Genomic DNA, 23,729 nt, shown 5'->3' with positions numbered 1-23,729 from the left:
CATGGAACAACTCGCACTGAATGCGTGGCTGGCGGCGAACCCGGACGTCGTGCAGATTCCGGGGCGGGACCTGTTCGTTGTCGCCAAGTACCTGATCCCGATGGAGGCGACGCTGGCCCAGGGCTGCCTGGTGGCGTCCGGCATCCCGGCGGTGCTGGCGGATGCCCACCTGATGCAGACCGACCTGCTGCTGGCGCCGGCGCTGGGCGGGGTGCGCATCCTGGTGCCTTCCGACTACCTGCAGCAGGCCGGCGCCGTGCTGGCGGGCCTGGCGCGTGGCGACTATGCGCTGGACGAGTCGTTTACGGATGAGTAGACCGCCCCCTTGCGTGAGATAGCGAACTTTTCAACGGCGAGTGCAAGCGTAGCCTGAGACCGTGGACCATCCCACCGTCGAAAGGAGCATCATCATGCCTCAAGGTGATAAATCGTCCTACACGGACAAGCAGAAACGCCAGGCCAAGCACATCGAGGAAGGCTACGAGAAGAAGGGCGTGCCGGAGAAGGAAGCCGAGCGGCGCGCCTGGGCCACCGAGAACAAGATCTCGGGTGGCGGCAAGAAGCACTGAGGTCGGGTTTGGATGAAAAGACGGCCCGGTTCGCGAGAACCGGGCCGTTTCGTATGGGGAGCGCTTATCCTACCCAAAGAAACTCGGTTTTATCGTTACAGCTACAAAGCGGAAAATCCATGACCCTGCGGTCCGACTCGATCATGGCGCGACGAGGCGCTATTATTAAAAGCTCGTGCTGGCTCTGCTATGCCTATTATTCACTCACTTAGTGCGTCCGCTCTTGGCCCGACAGCAGGCCTGGCTCAGTCGTCCGCGTTCCGGTCTTTCGTGACAATCTGCGATTTTTCGGCCATGGCGATCTGCTAAGCTGAGCCGAAGGCCGAGCTTGGCCGCGAGCAGACCCACGAACCACGAGGCAGAATTCGAGACGCTCCCTGCCGAGCCATCCTGGGCCGGCGTCTGCATGTATCCATGCCGGCAGCATAATCAAGCTCGATGGCCCCGGTACAGATGTGTTTATCCGTTTGCTTGATTACCAAATCGAGCTTTTGGCGCCAGTTAAATCGCCTGGTCCCAGCGTTTCTGTTCCTAAATCCTGTGGGTTCAGGGCCGGTCTCGTCGAATACAGTCCATGCCGTGCTCCGAGCCGCTAGCCGTGACAATGCCCGGATTTACTTGTCTATAAAAAGCTTCTTATTTTGCAATTGCAGATGTAAGCTTGTGGTTTATATAATATTTTTTGATAACATAACACCGCATGGCCGACCGACCCCGTTTTTCCGTCCTGCGGACCGCATTGGCCGACGCGCTCCGGCTTAGCGACGAGAGGCGGCAGCCCCTGTGCCACCCCTTGCTGACCTTTACATGGGCTTTCTGCATCCTGGTATTGATCTCATTCGGCATGCTGTACTTGGGCGATAAGCTGAACGCCAGCGGCATGGTACTGACGCGCTTCATGGGGGCCGGTCAAGCCGCAGTGACGGCGCAGATCGGCTATCCCGTCCGCGCGCGCGACCAGATCGCCGTCGTGCTCTACGACGAACAGTTCCTGCGCGCCTATGAAAGCGCCTGGCCGATCAGTTACCAGGATCATGCGGACTGGCTGATGCGCCTGGCAGGCCAGCCGAATGCACGCCCCAAGGCGATATTCCTCGACATTACCTTTAGCCAGAAGCGTGACGACGCGACGCTGCCGGCCCTGAAGGACACCTTGTGCACGCTGCGCGATACCTTGCACATCCCGGTGTTCCTGGCAGCGCTGCCGGATGCGGTCACCGGCAAACTGAGTACGCGCGAAGGCCTCGGTTCGTGCTTTACCTTGGTCGGGGTGGACTACACGCCCGACCCCCTCGACGGCTATGCCTGGACTTATCCGCTGACCACACACCTGGGAGCGGCGGGCTGGACGTCGGGTCCGCCCGCAGCGCCGGCGCAGCCGGCCTACCGCAGCGCGGCGATGGCGATGGCCCAGGATGTCGGAAGGATCGCGCTTGGCGAGGAGACGGTGCCCATGGCACTCGTTTGGGGCGCAACAGCGGCGCCCGGGGCAGCGCTGGCGGAGCGCGACCGGGGCTGCGTGCCAGCCCGCTCCGTGGCGCGCAACCTGACCCCGGGCCTGTTCCTGCAGTTCCAGGATCCGCCGCCGCTGTGCCCCTACCACCGCACCTTGTCGATGGAACAGGTCGGTGCCTTGCCCGAAGCCGGGCTTGCTGCCGCCTTGGCGGGGCGTTTTGTCATGGTAGGTGCAAATATCCCAGGCCACAACGATTTTGCCCGGTCGCCCGTGCAGGGGCTGGTGCCGGGCGTGCACTACCATGCGATGGCGCTCGATAATCTGCTGACCTATGGCGGGGGCTACAAGCTCAACCATGAATGGAATGCCGAAGGCTTCGCCACGCTGGTGCGGCCGGGCCTGTTGACGGTGCTGGTAGTACTAGTCGTACGCTGGCTGTTCTCGTGGGGGGGAGGAGGACTCAAGGCCTGGAGCGGCTGGGACAAGCCCGCGCCGCGCTGGCCGGGCTTGTCCCGGCTGCACACCTGGACCGATGAGACGACGCGACATGGGCGCACCGGCCTGGCGCTGCTGGGTGCGCTGGCCTGGGCATTGCGCCTGACCCTGCAGTTCGTCATCGCCGCGCTGCTGATCGCCCTCCTGCAAAAGATGTTTCGGGTCGGCATGCTCCCGGTCGTCGAGCTGATTGGCATGACCTTGTTTGCGGAAGCGATCGACTATCTTGCCCGGCTGCGCTGGTATTTCCTGGGCAAGGAGGAGCCTGCATCCGAAGCCGAAGCCGAAGCCGAAGCCGAAGCCGAAGCCGAAGCCGAAGCCGAAGCCGAAGCCGAAGCCGAAGCCGAACCTGCCCGACCACAACCCAATCTTTGAAAGGATGTGCATGAACGTCGTCAAGCTCACGCTGCTGGCCTGGATCACCCTGTCCGCCAGCCATGCCCTGGCACAGCAGGCAGTCGTCGCCCCCAGTCCGGAAAGCAGCACCACCCTCGATCTTTATCCGGCTCCCGATGCGTCCCAACAGCCGCGCCAGATCAAGGTCGCAGAGGCAGGCTTGCCGCTGTCGGTACAGGAACGGCAGGCTGGGTTCCTGAAGGTCGACATTGGCGGCCAGCCTTACTGGGTGCGCAGTGCCAAGGTGCGGGTTCGCCGTACCAGCACTGCCAATTGCGGCGCGCTGGCAGCGCTTGCGGCACGAGGTCAAACCGCATCGACACCGGGAGCGAGCGACAATGCCTGCGACAAACCTCGCTGATCGAACCAGGCAGTCCATGGGAATCGGTCGTCTTTGGCTGGCCGCGGCGCTGGGATCCGGCCTGCTGACAGGCTGCGCCACGGTACCGGGCAACATGCCGGCGCTGCCCTTCACCGGGGCGGCTGCAAGCACGGTGATGGATCCGCTCGCACCCCTGGCGCCGCCACAGCCGCGCACCTGGCCCGATCCGGCCCAAGACGTGCTGAACCAGCGTGCACGCGGGTTCGGCCTGGTCCATGCGCCCGAGTTGCAGCGCTACCTGAACGGCCTGTATTCACGGATTAAAACGCAGGCGGGCGTGCCGACATGGCCTGGCGGGGTACAAATCGTGGCGAACGAAGCAATGGAGGCGTATGCCACTGCTGCCGGCAACATCTACGTATCGCTTCCATGGCTGACTTCGGTCGAGAGCGAGGACGAGCTGGTGGCCTTGCTGAGCCATGAGTTCGGTCACATCTATCTGCACTACCACCAGCTCGAAGGCGCCATCGAGGGGGCGGACATGGCGGCTGGGGCCATCGGTCTCGGCGTCGCGCTGGCGAAGAAGACCAGCCAGATCGCCGGCTGGAACCAGCTCGACAGTCTGATGGCAGCCTATTCGCTCGGCAAGGGCCTGGCGACGACCGTCTATAGTCGCTCGCAGGAAAGCGCGGCCGACAGTTTCGGCCTGAATGTCTCCCTCAAGATGCGTTATTCCTACGAGCACGGCCTGAAAGCCTTCCTCGAGCGTATCGCTAGCTGGGAAGAAGGGAACCGCGAACGCGAGGTGAGCCGCCAGGAAAAACTGCTCGCAGCTATACGTGCTGATGCGATCGCCAAGGCCCGGAAGTCGGCCGCAGGCGACAAGGCGCCCTATGCCGCCCAACTGCGCGTGGCCCAGGCGACTGGCGAAATACAGGGCGCGATCGGCGCCACCTTGCAGGGGTGGGGCTTCCATCTCGAACAGGCAGTGGGAAAAATGCGCAGCGACCATCCTGACATCACGCAGCGAATCGATACGCTCGCGCGGGCCGTGGAAGCGACCCCGGCGGCGCAAGCCGATGCCGATCCGATCGTCGCGCCGCTGTCGGCTGCGCGCAAGGACAAGCGCACAGCCGCGATCCTGGCCAACTACGAGCTGGCCTTCCGCGCGCTGGGCGCACCCGGCGATCCGGCTTCGCTGGCTGCCGCCAAACGCGCAGCGAGCGAACCGACGGCGACGCACGCGGTGCCACTGTTCGCGCTGTATACCGTGCTCGGGCAGCAGCCTTGGGCGCAGCCCCGGCGGGCGGGCGATCCGGGCCAGATCCTGGAAGCGAATTTCCGCTCCGAGCATGATCGCGCCTGGAAGCTCTATACCGTGCGCGCAACAGGCATCAAGGCATCCTCGGGCGCGCCGGCGGCGCACAGAATCCTGGAATCGGGCCTAACGTATTTCGGCAAAGCCGAGGATGCCTGGCCGGATACGATCCGCTTCTACGGTGAAACGCAGGGCTGGGACGAGGCGAAGCGACGCGCAGCGGACTGTAGCAAGCAGTTCCGGCGCGCAGCGGCGCGCTGCGCCGCTGCGGCAGTCAGCCCGGCTGAGCAGGCTGAATCCGACCGCAAGGCCGAGGCCAAGGCGGAGAACCTTGTCGACAAGTGGTTGAAGAAGAAATAGCAGGAGTCGTCGGCAGCGCCGTAGCTGTGCGGCGCGCCAATGAAAAAGCCGTTGATCCTTGCGGAACCAACGGCTTTTCAGGAGCTTGGTGGTGATAGGTGGACTTGAACCACCGACCCCAGCATTATGAGTGCTGTGCTCTAACCAGCTGAGCTATATCACCGAAACTTTGTAAAGCAAAATGGCTTGACCCTTGGGAGTCAAGCCATCCGCTTGGAATTCTGTGGTGGTGATAGGTGGACTTGAACCACCGACCCCAGCATTATGAGTGCTGTGCTCTAACCAGCTGAGCTATATCACCGCAACGGCAGGCATTATCAAGGGCGGCGCGCCGCCTGTCAAGGCTGCACTGGCGCCCCTGGCACAAAAATCTCGCGCCAATGTCATTTTTCCAACTGGGACAGCTCGTGCATCAGCTCCCCGGTCGGGTCCGTACCAAGGCAGTCTATCACGATCCGCTCCGGCATCGCGCGCAGCCAGGTGATCTGGCGCTTGGCCAGCTGGCGGGTGGCGATGATGCCCAACTCGCGCAGCCCGGCGCGGTCGATCTTGCCGTCCAGGTAGTCCCAGGCCTGGCGGTAGCCGACGCAGCGCATCGAGGGTAAATGCGGGCTCAGGTCGCCGCGCGCGCGCAGGCGCGCCACTTCCGCCACCAGGCCCTCGTCGTCGCGTTCGCCCAGCATCGCGTCGAAACGCAGCGCGATCCGCCGGTGCAGCACGGCGCGGTCCGAGGGTTCCAGGCCGAACGAGACCAGCTCGAAGGGCAGCTCGGGCTTCGCGCGCTTGCCCAGCAGCTCGGACATCGGCTTGCCGGTGAGGGCGATGATCTCCAGTGCGCGGTTGATGCGCTGCGCGTCGTTGGGCTTGAGGCGCTCGGCGGTGACCGGGTCCAGCGCGCGCAGTTTTGCGTGCATCGCGGGCCAGCCGATCTGCGCGGCCTCGGTCTCGATGTCGGCGCGTACGGCCGCATCGGCAGTCGGCAGCTCGTCCAGGCTGTCGGTCAGGCCCTTGAAGTACATCATGGTGCCGCCCACCAGCAGCGGCAGCGCGCCGCGCGCGCTGATCTCGCCCACCAGGCGGATCGCATCCTCGCGGAACTGCATCACCGAATAGGCTTCCAACGGGTCGATGATGTCGATCAGGTGGTGCGGCGCGCTCGCCAGTTCCTCCGGCGTCGGCTTGGCGGTGCCGATGTCCATCTCACGGTAGACCAGGGCCGAATCGACCGAGATGATTTCGACCGGACGGGTCTTGGCGATCGCCAGCGCCGCGGCGGTCTTGCCGGACGCGGTCGGGCCCATGATGGCCACGGCCATCGGTTTTTTCTGGCTCATGGTATTTACTGGCCGCGCAGGAAGAGTTTGTCGAGTGCGGCGATCTCGAGCTGGACCCAGGTGGGGCGCCCGTGGTTGCACTGGTCGGAACGTTCGGTGATTTCCATCTGGCGTAGCAGCGCGTTCATCTCTTGCACCGAGAGGATGCGGTTGGCGCGCACCGCCGTGTGGCAGGCGAGGGTGCCGAGCAGTTCGTTGCGGCGCTCGATCAGCACGCGCGAGCCGCCGTATTCGCGCACGTCGCGCAGCACGTCGCGCGCCAGCGTCTGCGCGTCGGCGTTCTTGAGCAGGACCGGCACGGTGCGCACCGCCAGCGTGGTCGGCGACAGCGCGGCGATGTCGAAGCCGAGCGTCTTGAGGGTCTCTCCATGGTCCTGCGCGGTCGCCACCTCGATGGCGTCGGCATAGAAGGTCACCGGAATCAACAGCTGCTGCACCTGCAGTTCCTCGCCCTCGGCGCGGGCATCGAGCGCGTTCTTGATCTGCTCGTACAGGATGCGCTCGTGCGCCGCATGCATGTCGACCAGCACCAGGCCCTTGGTGTTCTGCGCCAGGATATAGATGCCGTGCAGCTGGGCCAGGGCGAAGCCGAGCGGGAAGTCCTCGTTCGACAGCGGGCGCTCGGCGCTCGAAGGCGGCACGCCGGCCGGGCTGGCCGCCCGGGCCGGCTCGCCGGCGGCGAACAGGGCGCCATAGGATTCGAGACGCTGGGCCACCCCGCCGCTGGATGGGGCAGGGCGCTGGTCGTCCCAGCGGCTGCCCGGCGCGAACGGCGACGGCGAAAAGCTCGGGGCCAGCTGCGCGCCGAACGAGGTCTGTTCATGCGGGCGCGGCGCCCACACCGGGGTGCCGGTCGGCTTCACTTCGGCGGCCGAGATCGGCGCCGGCGCGCTGCCGTGCGCGGTGGCCGAGGTCTGGGCCAGCGTGCGCTGCACCGCGTGGAACACGAACTGGTGCACCGCGCGGCTGTCGCGGAAGCGCACTTCGATCTTGGACGGATGCACGTTGACGTCGACCAGCGCCGGGTCGAGGTCGAGCGACAGCACGTAACTGGGGAAGCGGTCGCCGTGCAGCACGTCCTGGTAGGCCGCGCGCACCGCGTGCACCAGGAGCTTGTCGCGCACGAAGCGCCCGTTCACGTAGAAGAACTGACCGTCGGCGCGCGCCTTGGACGCCGTCGGCAGGCCGACGTAGCCGTGCAGGCGCAAGGGGCCTGCACCCTCGTCGAGCGCCAGGCGCGCTTCGGCGAAGTCGTTGCCGAGGATATGGGCGCTGCGCTTGGCCGCCTCGCTCACGTTCCAGTGGTCGATGGTGCGGCCGTTGTGCGTCAGGCTGAAGGACACGTCCGGGCGCGACAGGGCAATGCGGCGCACGACCTCGGCGCAGTGGCCGTATTCGGTCTGCTCGGATTTCAGGAACTTGCGGCGCGCCGGCGTGTTGAAGTACAGGTCCTGCACGTCGATGGTGGTGCCGAAGGCGCCCGACGACGGGGCGACCGTGCCCTCGTGCGAGCCGACGATTTCCCAGGCGTGGGCGGCGTCCGGCGTGCGCGAGGTGATGCGCACCGCCGCCACCGAGGCGATCGAGGCCAGGGCCTCGCCGCGAAAGCCCAGGGTGCCGACGTGCTCGAGGTCGTGCAACGAAGCGATCTTCGAGGTGGCGTGGCGCGCCATGGCCAGCGGCAGCTGCTCCGGCGCGATACCGCGGCCGTTGTCGGTGATGGCGATGCGCTTGACCCCGCCTTCTTCCAGGCGCACGGTGATCTGGGTCGCGCCCGCATCGAGTGCGTTTTCCAGCAGCTCCTTGACCACCGCGGAAGGCCGCTCGACCACTTCGCCGGCGGCGATCTGGGAGATGAGCTGGTCAGGCAGTTGCTGGATCGGGCGGTGGGTTGGGGCGGGCGCGTTCATGACCCGGATTATAGCCCGTAGGGTGGGCCGGGGCGCGTAGCCGGCTTCGCCGACCGCGCGTTCAACTCCTTGGTGCGTTGTGGCGATGCATACCATGTCTGAACGCGCGGTCGGCAGAGCCGACCACCCTACTATTTCTGCTCGCGCACCGGAATCGGCGCATTGCACAGGTCGATCTTGCCGGCCGCGAGCTTGGTCCAGGGGCCGCCGCGGTTGCGCTGCGCTTCAACCACGCGTTGGTAGATGGCGCTGTCGGTGCGCATCACCTCGAACCCGCTGCGCTCGGCTTCCGGCACGTCGGCCGCCATGCGCACCAGCTTGAGCGGCATGCGCTGTTCCGGCTTCTCGTAGAAGCCGGCGGCGCCGCTGCCGCGCGGCTGCACGGACAGCAGGGGCATACCCGCGATCACGCGGCCGACCACGGTGATGTTGCGGTCGAGGTGGCGCGGCGCGTGGCCGGTGACCACGTACAACTGCGAGCCGTTGCCGGTGTCGGCGCCGGTGTCGCGCGCCACGCCCACCATCGCCGGGCAGTGCACCAGCCAGGTTTTCCCCGTCGCCGGGTCGCGCGCGGCCGGGAAGCCGTTCACGTGGCCGACCTGGGGCGCGTACACGTCGCCGTCCTTCAGGCGGGTGAAGCTGCCCGCCGACGCCATCGGCGCGCTGAACTCGGCCCGGATGGTCCTGGCGGCCTTGAAGGGTTTCGGATTGTCTTCGTCCGGGTCGCCCCACTGCACCACGAAACCATCTTGCGAGCGGATGATGAACAGGTCGTCGAAATAGCGTTCGCGCACCAGCGCGCGGATGTTGGCGGCGGTGTGCGGCGCAAAGCCTGGCGCCAGTTCGATGACCACGCGCCCGGTCGGCAGGTCCATGTAGAGCGTGTTTTCCGGATCGAGCGCGCGCCAGTCCGCGGGCTTGGAGGTCTTGAGCACATCGGCCATCGAGGGCTTGGGCGGCAATTCTTTTTCGGCCTTGGCAGTTGCGGCGGACGCGGCGCCGGCGGCCAGCAGGGCCAGCGCGGCCACGGCAAGCCGGATGCGGGTGATGGGGGCGGTCATGCGGTCTCCTGGGGTGCTGGTTATCCCGTCGATTGTGGAGGAATGTGGCCAGAACGTAAAGTTATCGGACGTGAAAAAATCCTGACGAGGTCTGCGACTTCCGGTCGGTGGACGGGGCCGGAAATGGTATGATGCGCGGCTACCTTTTAGGAAAATTATGGATCTGATGGAATTATTCGCCATGCTCCTGCATGTCGATAAAACGCTGGGTACCCTGCTCGCCCAGTACGGAACCTATGTGTACATCGTGCTGTTCGCGATCGTATTCTGCGAAACCGGCCTGGTGCTCCTGTTTTTCTTCCCTGGCGATACCTTGTTGTTCATTGCCGGCGCGTTCTGCGCCACCGGCCAGATGAACTATCCGCTCCTGATGGCGCTGCTCGTCACGGCCGCGGTCACGGGTAATACCCTGAATTACTACATCGGGCAGGCCATCGGCCACCGGGTGTTTACCCACAACTACCGCTGGATCAACAAGGATGCCTTGCAGCGCACCCACGACTTCTTCGAGAAGCATGGCGGCAAGACCATCATCCTGGCGCGTTTCGTGCCGGTGGTGCGCACCTTCGCCCCCTTCGTGGCCGGCGTGTCGGAAATGACCCATACCCGCTTCCAGATGTACAACGTGACCGGCGCCGTGCTGTGGGTCGCCAGCCTGGTGACGGCGGGTTACTTCTTCGGTAACATCCCGATCATCCGCGACCACCTGACCGAGATCGTGCTGGTCGGCGTGTCGGCGGCGATCGTGCCGCTGGCGATCGGCGGCCTCTACAAGTTCGGCCGCCGCATGCTCAGCAGGTAAGCACGCGCCGCTTGTCATTCTCACAGCGCCCCGATATTTTCGGGGCGTTGTCGTTGTAGCGCACTCAAGTTTCGCCCGCCTGTTGCCGATAAGCATGAGGACAGCCTCATTCCTGGATTCTCATGCGCCACCTCATCGCCCTGTTCGCTTGCAGCCTTGCCATGGCAGGCGCAAGCGCGAGCGACTCCGCTCCCAAGCCCGCCGACGGCAAGACGGCCGACGTCAAGGCCATTCTCGAAGGCAAGGCCAGCGCCAGCGCCGCCAAGCCGGACATCAAGGCCCTGGCTGCCGCCGCCGACGCCCGCAGCGCCGCCGCTGCGCGCGCTGCGCCCGCGGCAGCCACGCCCGCCGCCGACGACGAACAATCGGAAGTCGACCTCTCGGTGCGTATCGCCGAGCGCCTGGCCCAGCTGCGCGAGCAGCAGGCCGCCCGCGCCGCCGCGGCCGCCAAGGCGAGGCGCATCGCCGACGCCAGGCGCCGCAAGGAAGCCGAAGCCGCGATCGCCGCCGCCAACAAGCCGAAGAACGGCACCCACTGGTCCTACGAGGGCGAGTACGGTCCGGCCAACTGGTCCAACATCAATTCGAACTGGGCCCGCTGCAGCACCGGCAACCGCCAGTCGCCGATCGACCTGCGCGACGGCATCAAGGTCGACCTCGAGCAGATCGTCTTCGATTACCACCCGAGTTCGTTCCGCGAGATCGACAACGGCCACACCATCCAGGTGACGGTCGGCGGCGGCAACTTCCTCACGGTCGGCAACATGAGCTACGAGCTGCAGCAGTTCCACTTCCACCGTCCGTCGGAAGAGCGCATCAACGGCAAGGGCACCGAGATGGTGATCCACCTGGTGCACCGCAGCTTCGAAGGCAAGCTGCTGGTGCTGGCCGTGCTGCTCGAGCGCGGGCGGGCCAATCCGCTGATCCAGACCGTGTGGAACCACCTGCCGCTGGAGAAGCAGCAGACCGTGTCGCCGTCGATCGTGATCGATCCCAACGAGGCCCTGCCGGAGCGGCGCGAATACTTCACCTACATGGGCTCGCTCACCGAACCGCCTTGCACCGAGGACGTGCTGTGGATCGTCATGAAGCAGCCGATGCAGGCCTCGCCGGCGCAGATGGCGCTGTTCTCGCGCTTGTATCCGCTGAACGCGCGGCCGATCCAGCCGAGTAATGGCAGGATGATCAAGGAGTCCAACTGAGTTGTAGGGTGGTCGGCTTTGCCGACCGCGCGGTGATCGTTAGACAAAAAATGGTCGCGCAGGCAGCATCACCGTGATCTGAACGCGCGGCCGGCCGAGCCGGCTACGCGCCCCGGACCACCCTGCTTATTGGCTGACCCGGTACGTCCCGGTCCAGCTTTGCCCCGCCTCCAGCGTCACCGGATCGAGCAGGGCCGGTTCGATGCACACGAAGCGCTTGTAGTCGTCGTTTTCCATGTCCGGCAGCGCCGCCGCGTCCACCGCGCCCGGGTTCCAGACCACCGCGTCGGTGAATCCGGACTGCTCCAGCACCAGGGCGCCCGCGCTGGTCGCCAGCTGGGCGCGCCCCGTCACGTGCGGATACACCTCGTCCAGCTTGTCGATGATCGAGATCTCGTCCGACGAGATGCCCTCGATGCGCACCTCGCACACGTCCGGCACCAGGTGGTAGGTGTGCAGCGCCGCCGAGAACGGGAAGGGCGCGGCGCCGAGGTTGCGCACCGCGAGCGTCATGTCCAGCCGGTTGGCGCGCACCGCCACGCGCAGCGACAGCGCGAAGGTATGCGGCCAGGCGTCGGCCACGCTGGTGGGCAGGTCGCCCGCGGCCAGGTCGAACATGGCCCAGGCCGTGCCGTCGTCTTCCAGTCCGCTGTCTTCCAGGCGCCAGTTGCTGACGCGCGCGAAGCCATGGCGCATGCCCTTGCCCTGCTGCGCGAACTGCGGAAAGATCACCGGCACGCCGCCACGGATGGCGCGGCTGCCGTCGAGCGCCGATTTCTCGCTCAGGAACATGCGCTCGCGGCCGTCGGCGCCCTTCCACGAGACCAGGTGGGCGCCGTACAGGGTAACGGTGGCCTCGGCCCCGTCCGGGGCCTGGACGCGGATCGCGGGCAGCTGCCCGAAGCTGGTATGGATCGCGAGGGTCATGGTGTGCTTGGGCTCAGGTCTGGCGGCTCTTGGCCATCGGCGGATTGTCGGCGAAGTAGCGCTTGATGCCCTTGGTGATGGCGTCGGCCAACTGGTTCTGGTAGCCGTCGTCGCGCAGCTTGGCTTCTTCGTGCGGGTTCGAGATGAATGCAGTTTCTACCAGAATCGACGGAATGTCAGGCGCTTTCAGCACTGCGAAGCCGGCCTGCTCGACCGCGGCCTTGTGCAGGCGATTGATGCCGCCGATTTCGCTCAGCACGGCCTTGCCGAGCTTGAGGCTGTCGTTGATCTGGGCCGTGGTGGACAGGTCGAACAGCACGCTGGCGATCTGCTTGTCCTGCACCGCGAAATTGGCGCCGCCGATCAGGTCGGCCTTGTTCTGGTCGTTCGCCAGCCAGCGCGCCGCGCTCGAGCTGGCGCCTTTTTCGGACAGCACGAACACCGAGGAGCCGCGCGCCGTGGGCGAGACCCAGGCATCGGCGTGGATCGACACGAACAGGTCGGCCTGCACCTTGCGCGCCTTCTGCACGCGCTGGCCCAGCGGCACGAAATAGTCGCCGTCGCGGGTGAGCATCACGCGCGTGTTCGGCATCTGTTCCAGCTTGGCCTTGAGCCGCTTGGCCACGGCCAGCACGATGTCCTTCTCGCGGCTGCCGCTGGCGCCGATCGCGCCGGGATCTTCGCCGCCGTGGCCGGGGTCGAGCGCAATGGTCACCATGCGCACCACCTTTTGCGGCGCCTTGGCGACGCCCTTCGACGGCGTCGGCTGCACCGCGTGCGGCGGCGGCGTGCCGTTCAGCGCCGACATCTCGGCTTCGAGCTTGGCGATGGCATCGGGCGCGGCCTGGGTCTGGGCCGGCGGCGGCGCCGGCAGCGGCGAGGCCGGGTTGGCGCTGTCCGCGGCCGCGGCGGGGTCGGTGCTCCACTCGCCCTTTTCGATCAGCGCGGCGATCGGGTCGACCGGCTGCATCGGATACAGGTCGAAGATCAGGCGGTGCTTGTAGCCGGCCACCGGGGCCAGCGTAAACACCTGCGGCTTGATTTCTTCCTTCAGGTCGAACACCAGGCGCACCACGTTCGGCCGGTTCTGGCCGACCCGCACCTGCTTGATATAAGGGTCGTTCGACTCGACCTTGGCGACCAGGCTCCTCAATGTTTCGTTCAGGCCCAGCCCATCGATGTCGACCACCAGCCGCGGCGGGTCGGTGATGAGGAAGTGTTCGGTCTTGAGCTCGCTGTCGTTTTCCAGCGTCACGCGGGTGTAGTCGGGCGCGGGCCAGACCCGCACGGCCAGGATCTGCGCGGCGCTGGCCGGCAGCGGCGCCATCACCGACAGCAGCAGCGTGCCGCCGGCCTTGAGCAGGGTGCGGCGGCGCGCGCAGCCTGGCGGCGCAGGAATCAGGGAGTCGGCGGAGGGTAGGCGAGACGGTCGAGGCATAGCAGGCCTGGTTGAGACAACGCCTGCAATTCTACCTCACGCCCGAGACCGCTGACGTTCAGCAACAAACGAACGTCGGGTGGGGGCAACACGGGCTCGCCTTTTTCGGGCCATTCGACGATGCAGACATTCTTGCCGTCGAAGTCTTCGCGAAAGCCCGCATCCAGGAATTCTTCCGGGCTGGACATCCGGTACAGGTCGTAGTGGATGATGTGTATGAGCTTGCCGTCCACCTCGACGCGGTAGGGTTCGGACAAGGTGTAGGTGGGGCTCTTGACCGTGCCCTTGTGCCCGGCCGCCTGGATCAGGGCGCGGGTGAGCGCCGTCTTCCCGGCCCCGAGCTCGCCGTGCAGGTAGATCACCAGGCCGGGCAGGAGGGCGCGCGACAGCGCCTGGCCCAATGCGGCGGTGGCGGATTCGTCGGGCAAATAGGCTTTGAAAGGCTGCATCGAATAAAATAGCGTACTTAGTGAATAGCGTACTTACTGATTCTGCGCGGCAGTTGCCGCCGCGTCGTTTCATCCTGCCATGGTGACATCTTCCCCCGACCTGCACGCGCTTGCCCGCACCATCAAGACATGGGGCGCGGAGCTCGGTTTCGCCGACGTGCGCATCGCGGACGTCGACCTGGCGCATGCGGAAGCCGGCCTGCAGGCCTGGCTGGATGCTGGTTGCCATGGCGAGATGGATTATATGGCAAGCCACGGCATGAAGCGTGCGCGGCCCGGCGAGCTGGTGCCGGGCACGGTGCGCGCCATCGTCGCACGCATGGATTACCTGCCCATGCGCCGTGGCGAGGACTGGCGCGCGATCGAGGCGCAGCGCCAGCTGGAGCCCGGCGCCGCCGTGGTCTCGGTGTATGCGCGCGGCCGCGACTACCACAAGGTGCTGCGCAACCGGCTGCAGGCCCTGGCCGAGCGGGTCAAGGCGGCGGTGGGCGAGCTGGGCTACCGGGTATTTACCGACTCGGCGCCGGTGATGGAATTGCCGCTGGCCGAAAAAGCCGGCCTGGGCTGGCGTGGCAAGCACACCCTGCTGCTGTCGCGCGCGGCCGGTTCGACCTTCTTCATCGGCGAGATCCTGGTCGACCTGCCCCTGCCCATCGACCCGCCCACGGGCGCCCACTGCGGGCAATGCCAGGCCTGCATCGAGGTCTGCCCGACCGCGGCCATCCTCGGCCCCGGCCGCCTGGATGCGCGGCGCTGCATTTCCTACCTGACCATTGAACTCAAGGGCAGCATTCCGGAGGAATTCCGCGCGCTGATCGGCAACCGCATCTACGGTTGCGACGACTGCCAGCTGGCCTGCCCCTGGAACAAGTTCGCGCAGCGCGCCATGCTGCCCGACTTCGACGAGCGCAACGGACTCGGCGAGGCCGGCATGGTCGAGCTGTTCGGGTGGGAAGAAGCGGAATTCAACCGCCGGATGGAAGGCAGTCCGATCCGGCGCATCGGCCATGAGCGCTGGCTGCGCAATCTGGCGGTAGGGCTGGGCAATGCCGCCGCCGGCGCAGGCTTCAAGGGCGATGCGGCGATCGTCGCCGCGCTGCGTGCGCGGGCGGGCCATCCATCGAGCCTGGTGCGCGAGCACGTGTGCTGGGCCTTGGACCAGCATGGCGTTGAGGGCGCCTGGCAAAACCCCTAAGGCAAGACGATGCAACGCAGCCAGAGGGGGAATTGGCAGGCGTACATGGACGCCGCCGGTTTACGAAACACGCAATGCGCGACAGCGTGAAGGTAAAGATTGCAACCGTACAAGCGGACTACGTGTGCGGCGCTTTACCGCGGCCGCTGAAGGGATCTGCTGGCCGGTGTCGCTATCGCCTTATTGCACTTCACGTGCCAGCGTGACAGCGGGCTTTACCAACCACGGTCTTACCCGGCTCAAGTGCTTGCTCGATACATTCACTTTGGCACATTGATGCCGTTACGTGAGGGGGCGTCCGTCCCATTGCTCCAAGCCGAGGATAGTGACATACAAGCCATCGAGCTCGCCTGCTGTGCGCTGCCGAAATTTTCGTGACAATTTTGTCCCGCCAGTATTTCGAATACAATCTCGCAATTCAAAAATCGGGCTATTCGACTATGTCAAAAGCGAAGGTACGCAGCTTCCACCTGGCAGTAGCTTGGCCAGCTATTGCTGGGCTTCTCGTCTACAGCCTGAAAGGCCCTCATCCCGTCTGGATCGCTGTTTTCTTCATGCTTTCGCTGTCGGTTTTCATTAATTCAGACGAGCGTGAGTCCGAGAAAAAATGGGTGTGCTGCGTAATGCTTGTCTACCAGATCATCGCAGGCGTGCACGTCTGGCGGGAGGCGCCGGAACTTTATCAATACCCGAATATCTGGATCGCATTTCGTCTGCTTAATGTCGCTGGTTTGGCAATATTTTTCCCGCCCCTCATCGAGAAGCCGTTAAAAATCGAGCGCTGGAAAACCTGGGCCGTGGTCGTTTCCATGAGTTTCATACTTGGAGCGTTTCTCTGGTACGCAGATGAACATGCGGTAAAGGAAGCGCCCAAGACCGTACATTGGGCCCAAGAGGAGCATGCAAGGAACGAGAACCTGGAAATCCTGCACTGTGTCAGGATCGAGGGAATATCGTGTACGGTGCAACCTCCGCTCGAACCGTGGTATGGAAAGAGTAGTCTGCTCGACGATGTGGCGTTCGGCATCGCGGTTGGTCTGTTGGCCAGCACGATGCACTTCCCCGCTAGGCGTCGCGAATTGAAACAACGTCCAGCAGCTCGCCGCCGACCGCTGTTCGACGCTTTTCCGCCGACCAAAAAATAGTGCACAGGTCGCCGGCTCAACATCGGGTGAAACAGATGAGCGAGCAGGCAAGCGAGAGAAACGCCTGATTTGAGGCCGCAGCGATCAAGACTCTTCCTGGAGCACATTGCAATCTCGGGGATCATGCGATGGTCACAGCTTAAAGAGCAGCTAACGGATCACTTCGCTACGAGCGTCGCGGCAGATATCGATCTTAAGCAGACACGATATCGCCATTCTCATGACCAAGAAGGAAAATTCTGGATCAGTTCGCGCGGTAACCGAATCTTCTGCGCCGGATCGCCGGATTATTTGTCTTCGCTTGCGGGTTTGAGAGCGAAGAATCGTGCCGATGGTTCTATCCCTGCACAGGCATACGAACCGGCGTGGCCCGTCATGGACGCCAGCGGTATGTTTCTACTTGAGCAGATGAACGAGGATCCATTCTGCGGTCTCAGCCTGACAGTCGAGCAAATATCAGAACACAACAATCAAGTTATTCGAGCATTAGCGATCATCGATGCGCGATACGTCAAGCGCCGGTTAGCCATCTTCGACCCAAGCACCGACCCCCCTCTTTATGGCGGCACGTAACTAATCGCTGAAGTCGGTGACACGGCAAAGACAGGGCAAACACACACAGGTCCGCTACCCCGTGGACCTGGAAAACATTCTTTGCCAGCTCAATGCGACTGTCGTCATCTTCATGAATGACGTCCCCCTCGGTTCAAGCGCTTGCTCGATACATCCAATTCGAGATATCGATGCCTTTACGGGAAGGGGCGTCCATCCCATTGCTCTTACTCGATGCGCTTGAGGCGTAGACCGGACCAATCGCCGTCGATCGAAATCATTGCCACCGCGGTGATGCCGTTTTCCTTGGCATAGGCATTGATCGAATCGCGGTGGATGTCGGTGGCCTTCGAGGCGGTCTGCTTCAGGTAGGCGATCCAGAGCGAGCCTTTTTCGCCCAGGCGTTCTTTGGCGATCGGCAAGTATTGCTCGAGCTCCTTGCGGTTGAGCGCGAACATCAGGATCACGTCGAAAGGGCCATCGCCTTCCTTGACGATCTGCGCGGGCATCTGCGCCGCGACGCCCGGATTGGCCTGGCCGTTGAGGATCAGCATCGACTTCGCCGTCCTCAGGAACATCTTGTCTGCAACTGTTTTTTCGCTCATGAGAATTCCTAAATGCAATAGCTCCGCAACCAACACAGAATGTATCGGCTGCAAGGCGTTCCGGTTCATTTTACAAGGCTTCCTTCAAACCGCAGGGACGCTTGCCGCGCGAAAAGAAGGCGTGCAGGGAGCAGTTGGGGGCGGTTCAGGAAGTTCCCAGGGTGGGCGAGTTCCTCGCCCACGCGGTGATCGGCAACGCTTGCGTCGCTGCGATCGTGCCGGCGAAGTTACTTTAAGTTACTTTAATAAACCGGCCAGTTCCACCGCCGTCTTGACGTGCATCTTGTCGAAGATATGCGCCCGGTGCACCTCGACCGTACGCATGCTGATGCCGAGCTTGTCGGCCACGACCTTGTTCATCATGCCGGCCAGGATCAGGTCGAGCACTTCGCGCTCGCGCGCCGACAGGGTCGCCAGGCGCGCCTGCACCACGGCCGCATCGAAAGCCTTGCGCGAGGCCGCCAGCGCTTCCTCGACGCGGTCCATCAGCACGTTGTCGTTGAAGGGTTTCTCGAAGAAGTCGAAGGCGCCGCGCTTGAGCGAATCCACCGCCATCGGCACCTCGCCGTGACCGGTCAGGAAGATCACCGGCAAGCGGCCGATCAGGCCATTTTTTACCAGTTGGTCAAAAACGGCGATACCGTTCATGCCGGGCATGCGCACGTCCAGCAGCACGCAATGGCCCTGGGCGCCCTGGGCCGCAGCGAGGGCGCCGGCGTTCGGCGCGCCGACCGCGTCGAGGAAGGCCTCGCCGCTCGCGTAGCCGCGCGCTTCCAGGCCGCGCGATTGCGCCAGCCAGCCGAGCGCGTCGCGAATGACGTCTTCGTCGTCGACGATGTGCAGCATGGGTGGTCTCCGTGGGTGTGGTTCTTGTTATTACAGCGGCAAGGGCCGCAACCGGATTTTAGCCCAGCGTTCCGTTCGCCGCTTGCGCCGGCAGGACGAAGCTGAAGACGGTGCCGCCGCCCGGGTTCGGCGCATGGGTCAGGGTGCCGCCGTGGAACTCGATCGCGGTGCGGCAGATCGACAGGCCCATGCCCATGCCGTCGAGCTTGGTCGAGTAGAAGGGCGAGAACAGGCCGGCCGCCACCTCGGGAGCGATGCCGTGGCCGCGGTCGATCACCGCGACCGAGACCATGCCGTCTTCATGGGCGGCAGCGATGCGCAGCACGCGCTCCTCGGGCGGCGTGTCGTGCATCGCCTCGATCGCATTGCGGGTCAGGTTGAGCAGCACCTGCTCGAGCATCACGCGGTCGGCCAGGACCGCAGGCAGCTGTGCCGGCAGCGCGACCCGCAGGGTGACCCCGGCCTGGCGCGCCTGCAGTTCGACCAGCGCGCGCACGCCCTCGACCACGCTGGCGATGGTGACCGGCTCGCGGCGCGGTTCGCGCTTTTTCACGAACTCGTGCACGCTGCGAATGATCTGGCCGGCGCGCTGCGCCTGCTGCCGCGCCTGTTCCAGCGCATGCCTGAGCATGCCGGCCATGTTCGCGCCATCGGCCGCACCGGACTGCCCGCTGCGCTCGAGCACGTTGAGCGCGCCGGCGGTGTAGCTCGAGATCGCCGCCAGCGGCTGGTTCAGTTCGTGCGCCAGCATCGAGGACATCTCGCCCATGGTGGCCAGGCGCGCGCTGGCCTCCAGCTTTTCCTGCTGCTGGCGGTTCAGTTCTTCGACACGCTTGCGCTCGGTGATGTCCTGTACCGAACTCATCCAGCCGGTCTGGCGTCCGTCGGCATCGACCAGCGGCGCCTCGTATACCAGCACCGGCACGCGCACGCCGTCGGGGCGCTGGAACACGGTTTCGAACTGGGGCGTGATGTTCCCGGACAGCACGCCGCGGAAGCGTTCCTCGTACTCGCGCATGACTTCCGGCGCCCAGTAGGGCATGGGCGGCTTCTTGCCCAGCACGTCTTCCGGCGGCAGCCCGACGATCTCGCAGAAGGCGCGGTTCACGTAGGTGACGCGCCCCTCCAGGTCGCGTGCCCGCAGGCCGGTGACCAGGGAATTTTCCATGGCGGTGCGGAAGGCCATCTGCTGGCGCAGCGCGCGTTCGGCCGCCAGGGTGCGCGAAATGTGGCGCCACAGCGAGCCCAGGCTCAGCACCAGGCCCAGGGCCAGCACGATGACCGAGCCCACCAGCAGGTTCGGCAGCAGCCTGGGCGCGCCTTTCACGCTGTCGGTGGACAGCACCACCAGGGCGCCCGGCAGGTCGAGCTCGCGCCGGTGGGTATACACCCCGCGCCCCGGGCCGCCGGCCGCGCGGCGGGCGACGGCGTGGTCGTCGCGGTCGAGCAGGGTGAGCGCATTGTCCTGCGCGAACCACCAGGGCACGGTCTCGTCGAGCAGCGCCTGCAGGCTGTAGGTGGCGACCAGGCTGCCCGCCGGCTTGCCGCCGCGGTACAGCGGCAGGTAGTAGTCGAGCAGGCCCGGCGTCGCTTCGCCGGCGCCGTAGGCCTCGCTGTAGCGGCCGCGCCGGGTGGCGCCGGCGACGTCGGCGGCCAGTTGCGTCGGGGCGGGCAGGGCGGCGGCCGGCTCCAGGCCGTGGCTGGCCAGCACCGCGCCGTCCGGCCCGTACCAGACGATGCGCACCAGTTCGTGGCCGTTGTTGAACATCTGCCGCATGCGGGCCTGCAAGGCGTCCGGCGCCGGCGGACGCGCCACCAGGTCGGCGCCCAGCGCGGCCAGCGCCTCTTCGCTGCGCGCCAGTTCGAACCGCAGGGTCTGCTCGACCCAGAGCGTATCGGCGATCAGTTGCTCCTGACGCTCGGTCGCTTCCATCTGGCGCGCCTGCCAGGGCAGCCAGATCAGCACGGCCAGGAACAGCAGCACCAGCAACACCGGCACCAGCCAGCGCCAGGAGCGGGCGCGCTCGTTGGGCGGCAGCGGGTCCGGCCGCCGGGCGAACGGGAATGTCATCGATGCTCCGTATTTCGTTACACTGTCGGACTATTGTGGAAGTCCACGATGGCGCGCCGGGCGCAAGCCTCGCAGACTGATCCCACCCATCCTATTTTCCCTGGTTTCAAGATGAACCGAATCGCCATGCAGATCAAGACGATCGCCGCGGTGCTCCTTGCCTGTGCCGCCACTGGCGCGTGGGCGCAGGCGCCGATCGTCATCAAGTTCAGCCACGTGGTCGCGCCGGACACGCCGAAAGGGCGTGCCGCCGAGCGCTTCAAGCTGCTTGCCGAGCAGATGACCGGCGGCCGGGTCAAGGTGGAAGTCTACCCGAACAGCCAGCTCTACAAGGACCGCGAGGAACTCGAAGCCCTGCAATTGGGCGCGGTGCAGATGCTGGCGCCGTCGCTGGCCAAGTTCTCGCCGCTGGGCGTGAAGGAATTCGAAGCGTTCGACCTGCCGTACATCTTTCCTTCCAAGCAGGCGCTGTATGCGGTCACCGAGGGGCGGATCGGGCGCGGCCTGCTGCGCAAGCTCGAGTCGAAGGGCATCACCGGCCTGGCTTACTGGGACAATGGCTTCAAGGTAATGTCGGCCAACAAGCCGCTGCTGGCGCCCGCGGACTTTCGCGGCCTGCGCATGCGCATACAGGCCTCGAAAGTGCTGGACGCGCAGATGCGTGCGCTCGGCGCCCAGCCGCTGGCGCTGGCCTTTTCGGAAACCACCCCGGCGCTGCGCGACGGCGTGGTGGAGGGCACCGAGAACACGCCCTCGAACATGTACACGCAGCGCATGCACGCGTGGCAGAAGCACCTGACCGTGTCGAACCACGGTTACCTGGGCTACGCCGTCATCGTCAACAAGAAGTTCTGGGACGGCCTGCCGGGCGGCATCCGCAAGCAGCTGGACCGGGCCATGCTCGAAGCGACCGCTTACGAGAAGACCATTGCCCAGCGCACCAACGAGGCGGCGCTGGCATCGATCCGCCGCGCCGGCACCACCACCATCCACACGCTCAGCCCGCAACAGCAGGCGCAGTGGCGCCGCGCACTGCAACCGGTGTATGCGCAGATGGAGGAGCGCATCGGAAAAGACATCGTGCAGGCGATCCGGCGCGAAGTGAAGCGCTGAGCCGCATGACAGCGCCGTGACACGCATGCGCACGGTCATTCGTTTTCTTTATAACTAAAATAATTCAGGTAATGTGGTCGAAAAGATACGCTTGCGTGGGGAGCTTGCGTTATGATGGGGCCTTCTCGCACCCACATGGTGCGTACGCGAACAGAACACACACGGTTTTGGGGAGCATAGATAACATCACGGTAATCCATACCGGAGACACATCGAGGAGACACACGTTTGACAGAAGCCGTTAGCACAGCTAAACGGCCGGAAACGTGACCCGCATTGGAGCGCACCGCAGGTGCGCTTTTTTTTCGTCCAGGGCCTGGCCGGGACTGGCCGGGCGCCATCCCAGCGGTTAAGATGCGGGAATGAAAACCGACCAGGCCAGCACCTTGTTCAACGCGATCGTCCCGGCGCCGTTCGGCGCCATCGGGATCCGCACCGCCGACGGGTGCGTGCGCGAACTGGTCTACCTGCCGCCCGCGTTCGACGAGAAAGCCGCCGATGGCGAGGTGGCCGGGCAGGCCGCGCGCCAGGTCGCGCACTACCTGCGGGATCCCGATTTCCGCTTCGACCTGCCGCTCGCCGAGGCCGGCACCGACTTCCAGCGCCGCGTCTGGGGCGAGATTTCCGCGATCCCGCGCGGCACCGTCAAGACCTACGGCCAGCTGGCCAGGCAGATTGCCTCGGCCCCGCGCGCGGTGGGGCAGGCCTGCGGGGCCAACTGGTTTCCGCTCATCATTCCCTGCCATCGCGTGACCGCGTCCGGCGGCCTGGGCGGTTTCTCGAACCAGGACGACGAAAACGGCTTCCACCTCTCGGTCAAGCGCTGGCTGCTGCGGCACGAAGGCGCCACCGCATCCCCATGGCAGCAGCAATCGATCTGGGACTGATCGACGAGTTCTGCGACACGCTCTGGCTGGAACAGGGGCTGGCCAAAAATTCGCTCGACGCCTACCGCCGCGACCTGAAGCTGTTCGCCGGCTGGCTTGCCGCCCGGCGCCCGCAGTGCGCCGGCCTGCTCGCGGTCCGGCCCGAGGACATCGCCGCCTACTTCGCCGAGCGCCACGCGGACACGCGCCCCAGCTCGGCCAACCGGCGCCTGTCGGTGCTCAAGCGCTTCTACGGGCTGGCGCTGCGCCGCAACCAGATCCCGCACGACCCCTGCCTGAAAATGGCCTCGGCCAAGCAACCGGTCCGCTTCGTCCATACCCTGAGCGAAAGCCAGGTCGAGGCGCTGCTGGCGGCGCCGGACGTGTCCACGCCGCTGGGGCTGCGCGAACGCACCATGCTGGAGCTGATGTATGCGAGCGGGCTGCGGGTGTCGGAACTGGTGGCCCTGAAGCTGGTCGAGGTCAGCCTGAACGACGGCGTGCTGCGCATTACCGGCAAGGGCAGCAAGACCCGCCTGGTGCCTTTTGGACAGGAAGCGCGGGCCTGGCTGGAGCGCTACCTGAAGGATGGACGCGGCATCATCCTCAACGGGCAGGTCGACGACGCGCTGTTCGTCACCGGCCGCGGCGCGGCGATGACGCGCCAGATGTTCTGGATATTGATCAAGAAGCATGCGCAGAAAGCCGGCATCCAGGGGCCGCTGTCGCCCCACACCCTGCGCCATGCCTTCGCCACCCATCTGCTGAACCACGGCGCCGACCTGCGCGTGGTACAACTGCTGCTGGGACACGCCGACATTTCGACCACACAGATCTATACCCATGTTGCGCGCGAACGCCTCAAGCGCCTGCATGCCCAGCACCATCCGCGTGGTTAATTCAAGCCATGCGGCCGCGAGTCGGCCATAATGGGCCAGCGGCACGCGGCGACAGCGTGGCAATCTTGCAGCATCGGCAACACAATCCCAATTCCATCCACTGGCAACGAGGTGAACATGGCACGGACGAACTTCCAGTACGAAAAGCGGCAACGGGAACTCGAAAAGAAGCGCAAGGCGGAAGAAAAGGCAAAGCGCAAGCAGGAAGCGAAGCGCGAGGAAACCGGCGCCGCCGACACCGGGCAGGATCCCGCGCAAGAGCGGCAAGAAGAACCGGTCCGGCAGGACGCCGCCTGACGGCGCGGCCCGCACGAACCGGCAGAAGTATTTTTCGCGCTCGGTCTCCGTCCTGGCGACAGGGTGGAGCTCCTTGCGCATGTTGTTACTATAGATACGGG

23 protein-coding genes and 2 tRNA genes are annotated in these 23,729 nt (G+C 65.1%); 14 read left to right on the top strand and 11 right to left on the bottom strand.

Translation table 11 applies throughout. The features are described 5' to 3' along the window. Position 1 precedes the first annotated feature (1 nt). The 5 genes from IM543_20720 to IM543_20700 all read left to right on the top strand — a co-directional run bounded on the left by IM543_20720 (position 2) and on the right by IM543_20700 (position 4,916). Positions 2–316: a DUF2007 domain-containing protein gene (locus tag IM543_20720; GenBank protein QOY93919.1), complete on the top strand. Its 315-nt coding sequence runs from the start codon at positions 2–4 to the stop codon at positions 314–316. A gap of 94 nt (positions 317–410) precedes the next feature. After that, positions 411–569 carry a hypothetical protein gene (locus tag IM543_20715; protein ID QOY93918.1) on the top strand — a complete coding sequence of 53 codons (159 nt, stop codon included), beginning with the start codon at positions 411–413 and terminating at the stop codon, positions 567–569. Between the two features lie 700 nt (positions 570–1,269). Then, on the top strand, positions 1,270–2,895 hold the full coding sequence (locus IM543_20710; GenBank protein QOY93917.1) for a CHASE2 domain-containing protein: 1,626 nt from the start codon (positions 1,270–1,272) through the stop codon (positions 2,893–2,895). A gap of 10 nt (positions 2,896–2,905) precedes the next feature. After that, positions 2,906–3,277: a hypothetical protein gene (locus IM543_20705; GenBank protein ID QOY93916.1), complete on the top strand. Its 372-nt coding sequence runs from the start codon at positions 2,906–2,908 to the stop codon at positions 3,275–3,277. 16 nt (positions 3,278–3,293) lie between these two features. Next, positions 3,294–4,916 (top strand): M48 family metalloprotease, encoded by a 1,623-nt coding sequence (locus IM543_20700; protein ID QOY93915.1) that lies wholly within the window; start codon positions 3,294–3,296, stop codon positions 4,914–4,916. Positions 4,917–5,002: 86 nt separating this feature from the next. On the opposite strand, the gene IM543_20695 is transcribed toward IM543_20700, so the two are convergent. From IM543_20695 to IM543_20675, 5 genes are all read right to left on the bottom strand, one after another. Further along, positions 5,003–5,079 (bottom strand) — tRNA-Met (locus tag IM543_20695). 61 nt (positions 5,080–5,140) lie between these two features. Next, a tRNA-Met gene (locus IM543_20690) sits at positions 5,141–5,217 on the bottom strand. 82 nt (positions 5,218–5,299) lie between these two features. Further along, positions 5,300–6,250 carry a tRNA (adenosine(37)-N6)-dimethylallyltransferase MiaA gene (gene miaA, locus IM543_20685; protein QOY93914.1) on the bottom strand — a complete coding sequence of 317 codons (951 nt, stop codon included), beginning with the start codon at positions 6,248–6,250 and terminating at the stop codon, positions 5,300–5,302. Positions 6,251–6,255: 5 nt separating this feature from the next. Next, the gene (gene mutL, locus IM543_20680) at positions 6,256–8,160 is read right to left on the bottom strand and encodes a DNA mismatch repair endonuclease MutL (protein QOY93913.1); all 1,905 of its coding nucleotides are present in this window, start codon (positions 8,158–8,160) and stop codon (positions 6,256–6,258) included. 131 nt (positions 8,161–8,291) lie between these two features. Then, entirely contained in the window at positions 8,292–9,221 is a 930-nt protein-coding gene (locus tag IM543_20675; GenBank protein QOY93912.1) for a peptidylprolyl isomerase, read from the bottom strand. Positions 9,222–9,378: 157 nt separating this feature from the next. Between IM543_20675 and IM543_20670 the strand changes: the two genes are divergently transcribed. Both IM543_20670 and IM543_20665 read left to right on the top strand, forming a co-directional pair. After that, the gene (locus IM543_20670; GenBank protein QOY93911.1) at positions 9,379–10,023 is read left to right on the top strand and encodes a VTT domain-containing protein; all 645 of its coding nucleotides are present in this window, start codon (positions 9,379–9,381) and stop codon (positions 10,021–10,023) included. Between the two features lie 122 nt (positions 10,024–10,145). Then, entirely contained in the window at positions 10,146–11,225 is a 1,080-nt protein-coding gene (locus tag IM543_20665; protein ID QOY93910.1) for a carbonic anhydrase family protein, read from the top strand. A gap of 126 nt (positions 11,226–11,351) precedes the next feature. On the opposite strand, the gene IM543_20660 is transcribed toward IM543_20665, so the two are convergent. The 3 genes from IM543_20660 to tsaE are packed head-to-tail and all read right to left on the bottom strand — an operon-like array spanning position 11,352 to position 14,039. After that, on the bottom strand, positions 11,352–12,152 hold the full coding sequence (locus IM543_20660) for a D-hexose-6-phosphate mutarotase (protein QOY93909.1): 801 nt from the start codon (positions 12,150–12,152) through the stop codon (positions 11,352–11,354). Between the two features lie 13 nt (positions 12,153–12,165). Next, complete coding sequence (locus IM543_20655; GenBank protein QOY93908.1) at positions 12,166–13,590, bottom strand: N-acetylmuramoyl-L-alanine amidase; 1,425 nt, start codon at positions 13,588–13,590, stop codon at positions 12,166–12,168. Beyond that, a complete protein-coding gene (gene tsaE, locus IM543_20650) occupies positions 13,551–14,039 on the bottom strand; it encodes a tRNA (adenosine(37)-N6)-threonylcarbamoyltransferase complex ATPase subunit type 1 TsaE (GenBank protein ID QOY93907.1) in 489 nt (162 codons plus the stop codon). The genes IM543_20655 and tsaE overlap by 40 nt, the downstream gene beginning before the upstream one ends. Before the next feature lie 79 nt (positions 14,040–14,118). Between tsaE and queG the strand changes: the two genes are divergently transcribed. From queG to IM543_20635, 3 genes are all read left to right on the top strand, one after another. Then, positions 14,119–15,234 (top strand): tRNA epoxyqueuosine(34) reductase QueG, encoded by a 1,116-nt coding sequence (queG, locus tag IM543_20645; protein QOY93906.1) that lies wholly within the window; start codon positions 14,119–14,121, stop codon positions 15,232–15,234. Positions 15,235–15,608: 374 nt separating this feature from the next. Beyond that, positions 15,609–16,379, top strand: coding sequence for a hypothetical protein (locus IM543_20640; protein QOY93905.1), 771 nt, complete (start codon positions 15,609–15,611; stop codon positions 16,377–16,379). 123 nt (positions 16,380–16,502) lie between these two features. Continuing rightward, entirely contained in the window at positions 16,503–16,952 is a 450-nt protein-coding gene (locus IM543_20635; GenBank protein QOY93904.1) for a hypothetical protein, read from the top strand. Between the two features lie 206 nt (positions 16,953–17,158). Here the strand turns inward: IM543_20635 and IM543_20630 are convergent, their stop codons facing one another. The 3 genes from IM543_20630 to IM543_20620 form a co-directional block, all read right to left on the bottom strand. Beyond that, complete coding sequence (locus IM543_20630; protein ID QOY93903.1) at positions 17,159–17,536, bottom strand: DUF3052 family protein; 378 nt, start codon at positions 17,534–17,536, stop codon at positions 17,159–17,161. A gap of 237 nt (positions 17,537–17,773) precedes the next feature. Next, positions 17,774–18,382, bottom strand: coding sequence for a response regulator transcription factor (locus tag IM543_20625; protein ID QOY93902.1), 609 nt, complete (start codon positions 18,380–18,382; stop codon positions 17,774–17,776). Between the two features lie 58 nt (positions 18,383–18,440). Continuing rightward, complete coding sequence (locus tag IM543_20620) at positions 18,441–20,453, bottom strand: PAS domain S-box protein (protein QOY93901.1); 2,013 nt, start codon at positions 20,451–20,453, stop codon at positions 18,441–18,443. A gap of 126 nt (positions 20,454–20,579) precedes the next feature. On the opposite strand from IM543_20620, the gene IM543_20615 reads away from it, so the two are divergent. The 4 genes from IM543_20615 to IM543_20600 all read left to right on the top strand — a co-directional run bounded on the left by IM543_20615 (position 20,580) and on the right by IM543_20600 (position 23,628). Then, positions 20,580–21,566, top strand: coding sequence for a TRAP transporter substrate-binding protein (locus IM543_20615; protein QOY96785.1), 987 nt, complete (start codon positions 20,580–20,582; stop codon positions 21,564–21,566). Positions 21,567–21,928: 362 nt separating this feature from the next. Further along, positions 21,929–22,453 (top strand): methylated-DNA--[protein]-cysteine S-methyltransferase, encoded by a 525-nt coding sequence (locus IM543_20610; protein QOY93900.1) that lies wholly within the window; start codon positions 21,929–21,931, stop codon positions 22,451–22,453. Beyond that, a complete protein-coding gene (xerD, locus tag IM543_20605; GenBank protein ID QOY93899.1) occupies positions 22,426–23,331 on the top strand; it encodes a site-specific tyrosine recombinase XerD in 906 nt (301 codons plus the stop codon). The genes IM543_20610 and xerD overlap by 28 nt, the downstream gene beginning before the upstream one ends. 117 nt (positions 23,332–23,448) lie before the next feature. Further along, positions 23,449–23,628 carry a hypothetical protein gene (locus tag IM543_20600; GenBank protein QOY93898.1) on the top strand — a complete coding sequence of 60 codons (180 nt, stop codon included), beginning with the start codon at positions 23,449–23,451 and terminating at the stop codon, positions 23,626–23,628. The last annotated feature ends 101 nt before the right edge of the window (positions 23,629–23,729 follow it).

Source organism: Massilia sp. UMI-21, from assembly GCA_015277795.1.
GTDB lineage: Bacteria > Pseudomonadota > Gammaproteobacteria > Burkholderiales > Burkholderiaceae_D > Telluria.
The sequence above is the reverse complement of the archived record's forward strand: the minus strand, read 5'-3'. Positions and strand labels throughout refer to the sequence as shown.

What these genes read in the sequence shown, in the direction of transcription:
- IM543_20720 (QOY93919.1), top strand. Translation starts at nt 2, where the DNA reads ATGGAACAACTCGCACTGAATGCGTGGCTGGCGGCGAACCCGGACGTC.
- IM543_20715 (QOY93918.1), top strand. Translation starts at nt 411, where the DNA reads ATGCCTCAAGGTGATAAATCGTCCTACACGGACAAGCAGAAACGCCAG.
- IM543_20710 (QOY93917.1), top strand. Translation starts at nt 1,270, where the DNA reads ATGGCCGACCGACCCCGTTTTTCCGTCCTGCGGACCGCATTGGCCGAC.
- IM543_20705 (QOY93916.1), top strand. Translation starts at nt 2,906, where the DNA reads ATGAACGTCGTCAAGCTCACGCTGCTGGCCTGGATCACCCTGTCCGCC.
- IM543_20700 (QOY93915.1), top strand. Translation starts at nt 3,294, where the DNA reads ATGGGAATCGGTCGTCTTTGGCTGGCCGCGGCGCTGGGATCCGGCCTG.
- miaA (QOY93914.1), bottom strand. Translation starts at nt 6,250, where the DNA reads ATGAGCCAGAAAAAACCGATGGCCGTGGCCATCATGGGCCCGACCGCG.
- mutL (QOY93913.1), bottom strand. Translation starts at nt 8,160, where the DNA reads ATGAACGCGCCCGCCCCAACCCACCGCCCGATCCAGCAACTGCCTGAC.
- IM543_20675 (QOY93912.1), bottom strand. Translation starts at nt 9,221, where the DNA reads ATGACCGCCCCCATCACCCGCATCCGGCTTGCCGTGGCCGCGCTGGCC.
- IM543_20670 (QOY93911.1), top strand. Translation starts at nt 9,379, where the DNA reads ATGGATCTGATGGAATTATTCGCCATGCTCCTGCATGTCGATAAAACG.
- IM543_20665 (QOY93910.1), top strand. Translation starts at nt 10,146, where the DNA reads ATGCGCCACCTCATCGCCCTGTTCGCTTGCAGCCTTGCCATGGCAGGC.
- IM543_20660 (QOY93909.1), bottom strand. Translation starts at nt 12,152, where the DNA reads ATGACCCTCGCGATCCATACCAGCTTCGGGCAGCTGCCCGCGATCCGC.
- IM543_20655 (QOY93908.1), bottom strand. Translation starts at nt 13,590, where the DNA reads ATGCCTCGACCGTCTCGCCTACCCTCCGCCGACTCCCTGATTCCTGCG.
- tsaE (QOY93907.1), bottom strand. Translation starts at nt 14,039, where the DNA reads ATGCAGCCTTTCAAAGCCTATTTGCCCGACGAATCCGCCACCGCCGCA.
- queG (QOY93906.1), top strand. Translation starts at nt 14,119, where the DNA reads ATGGTGACATCTTCCCCCGACCTGCACGCGCTTGCCCGCACCATCAAG.
- IM543_20635 (QOY93904.1), top strand. Translation starts at nt 16,503, where the DNA reads ATGCGATGGTCACAGCTTAAAGAGCAGCTAACGGATCACTTCGCTACG.
- IM543_20630 (QOY93903.1), bottom strand. Translation starts at nt 17,536, where the DNA reads ATGAGCGAAAAAACAGTTGCAGACAAGATGTTCCTGAGGACGGCGAAG.
- IM543_20625 (QOY93902.1), bottom strand. Translation starts at nt 18,382, where the DNA reads ATGCTGCACATCGTCGACGACGAAGACGTCATTCGCGACGCGCTCGGC.
- IM543_20620 (QOY93901.1), bottom strand. Translation starts at nt 20,453, where the DNA reads ATGACATTCCCGTTCGCCCGGCGGCCGGACCCGCTGCCGCCCAACGAG.
- IM543_20615 (QOY96785.1), top strand. Translation starts at nt 20,580, where the DNA reads ATGCAGATCAAGACGATCGCCGCGGTGCTCCTTGCCTGTGCCGCCACT.
- IM543_20610 (QOY93900.1), top strand. Translation starts at nt 21,929, where the DNA reads ATGAAAACCGACCAGGCCAGCACCTTGTTCAACGCGATCGTCCCGGCG.
- xerD (QOY93899.1), top strand. Translation starts at nt 22,426, where the DNA reads ATGGCAGCAGCAATCGATCTGGGACTGATCGACGAGTTCTGCGACACG.
- IM543_20600 (QOY93898.1), top strand. Translation starts at nt 23,449, where the DNA reads ATGGCACGGACGAACTTCCAGTACGAAAAGCGGCAACGGGAACTCGAA.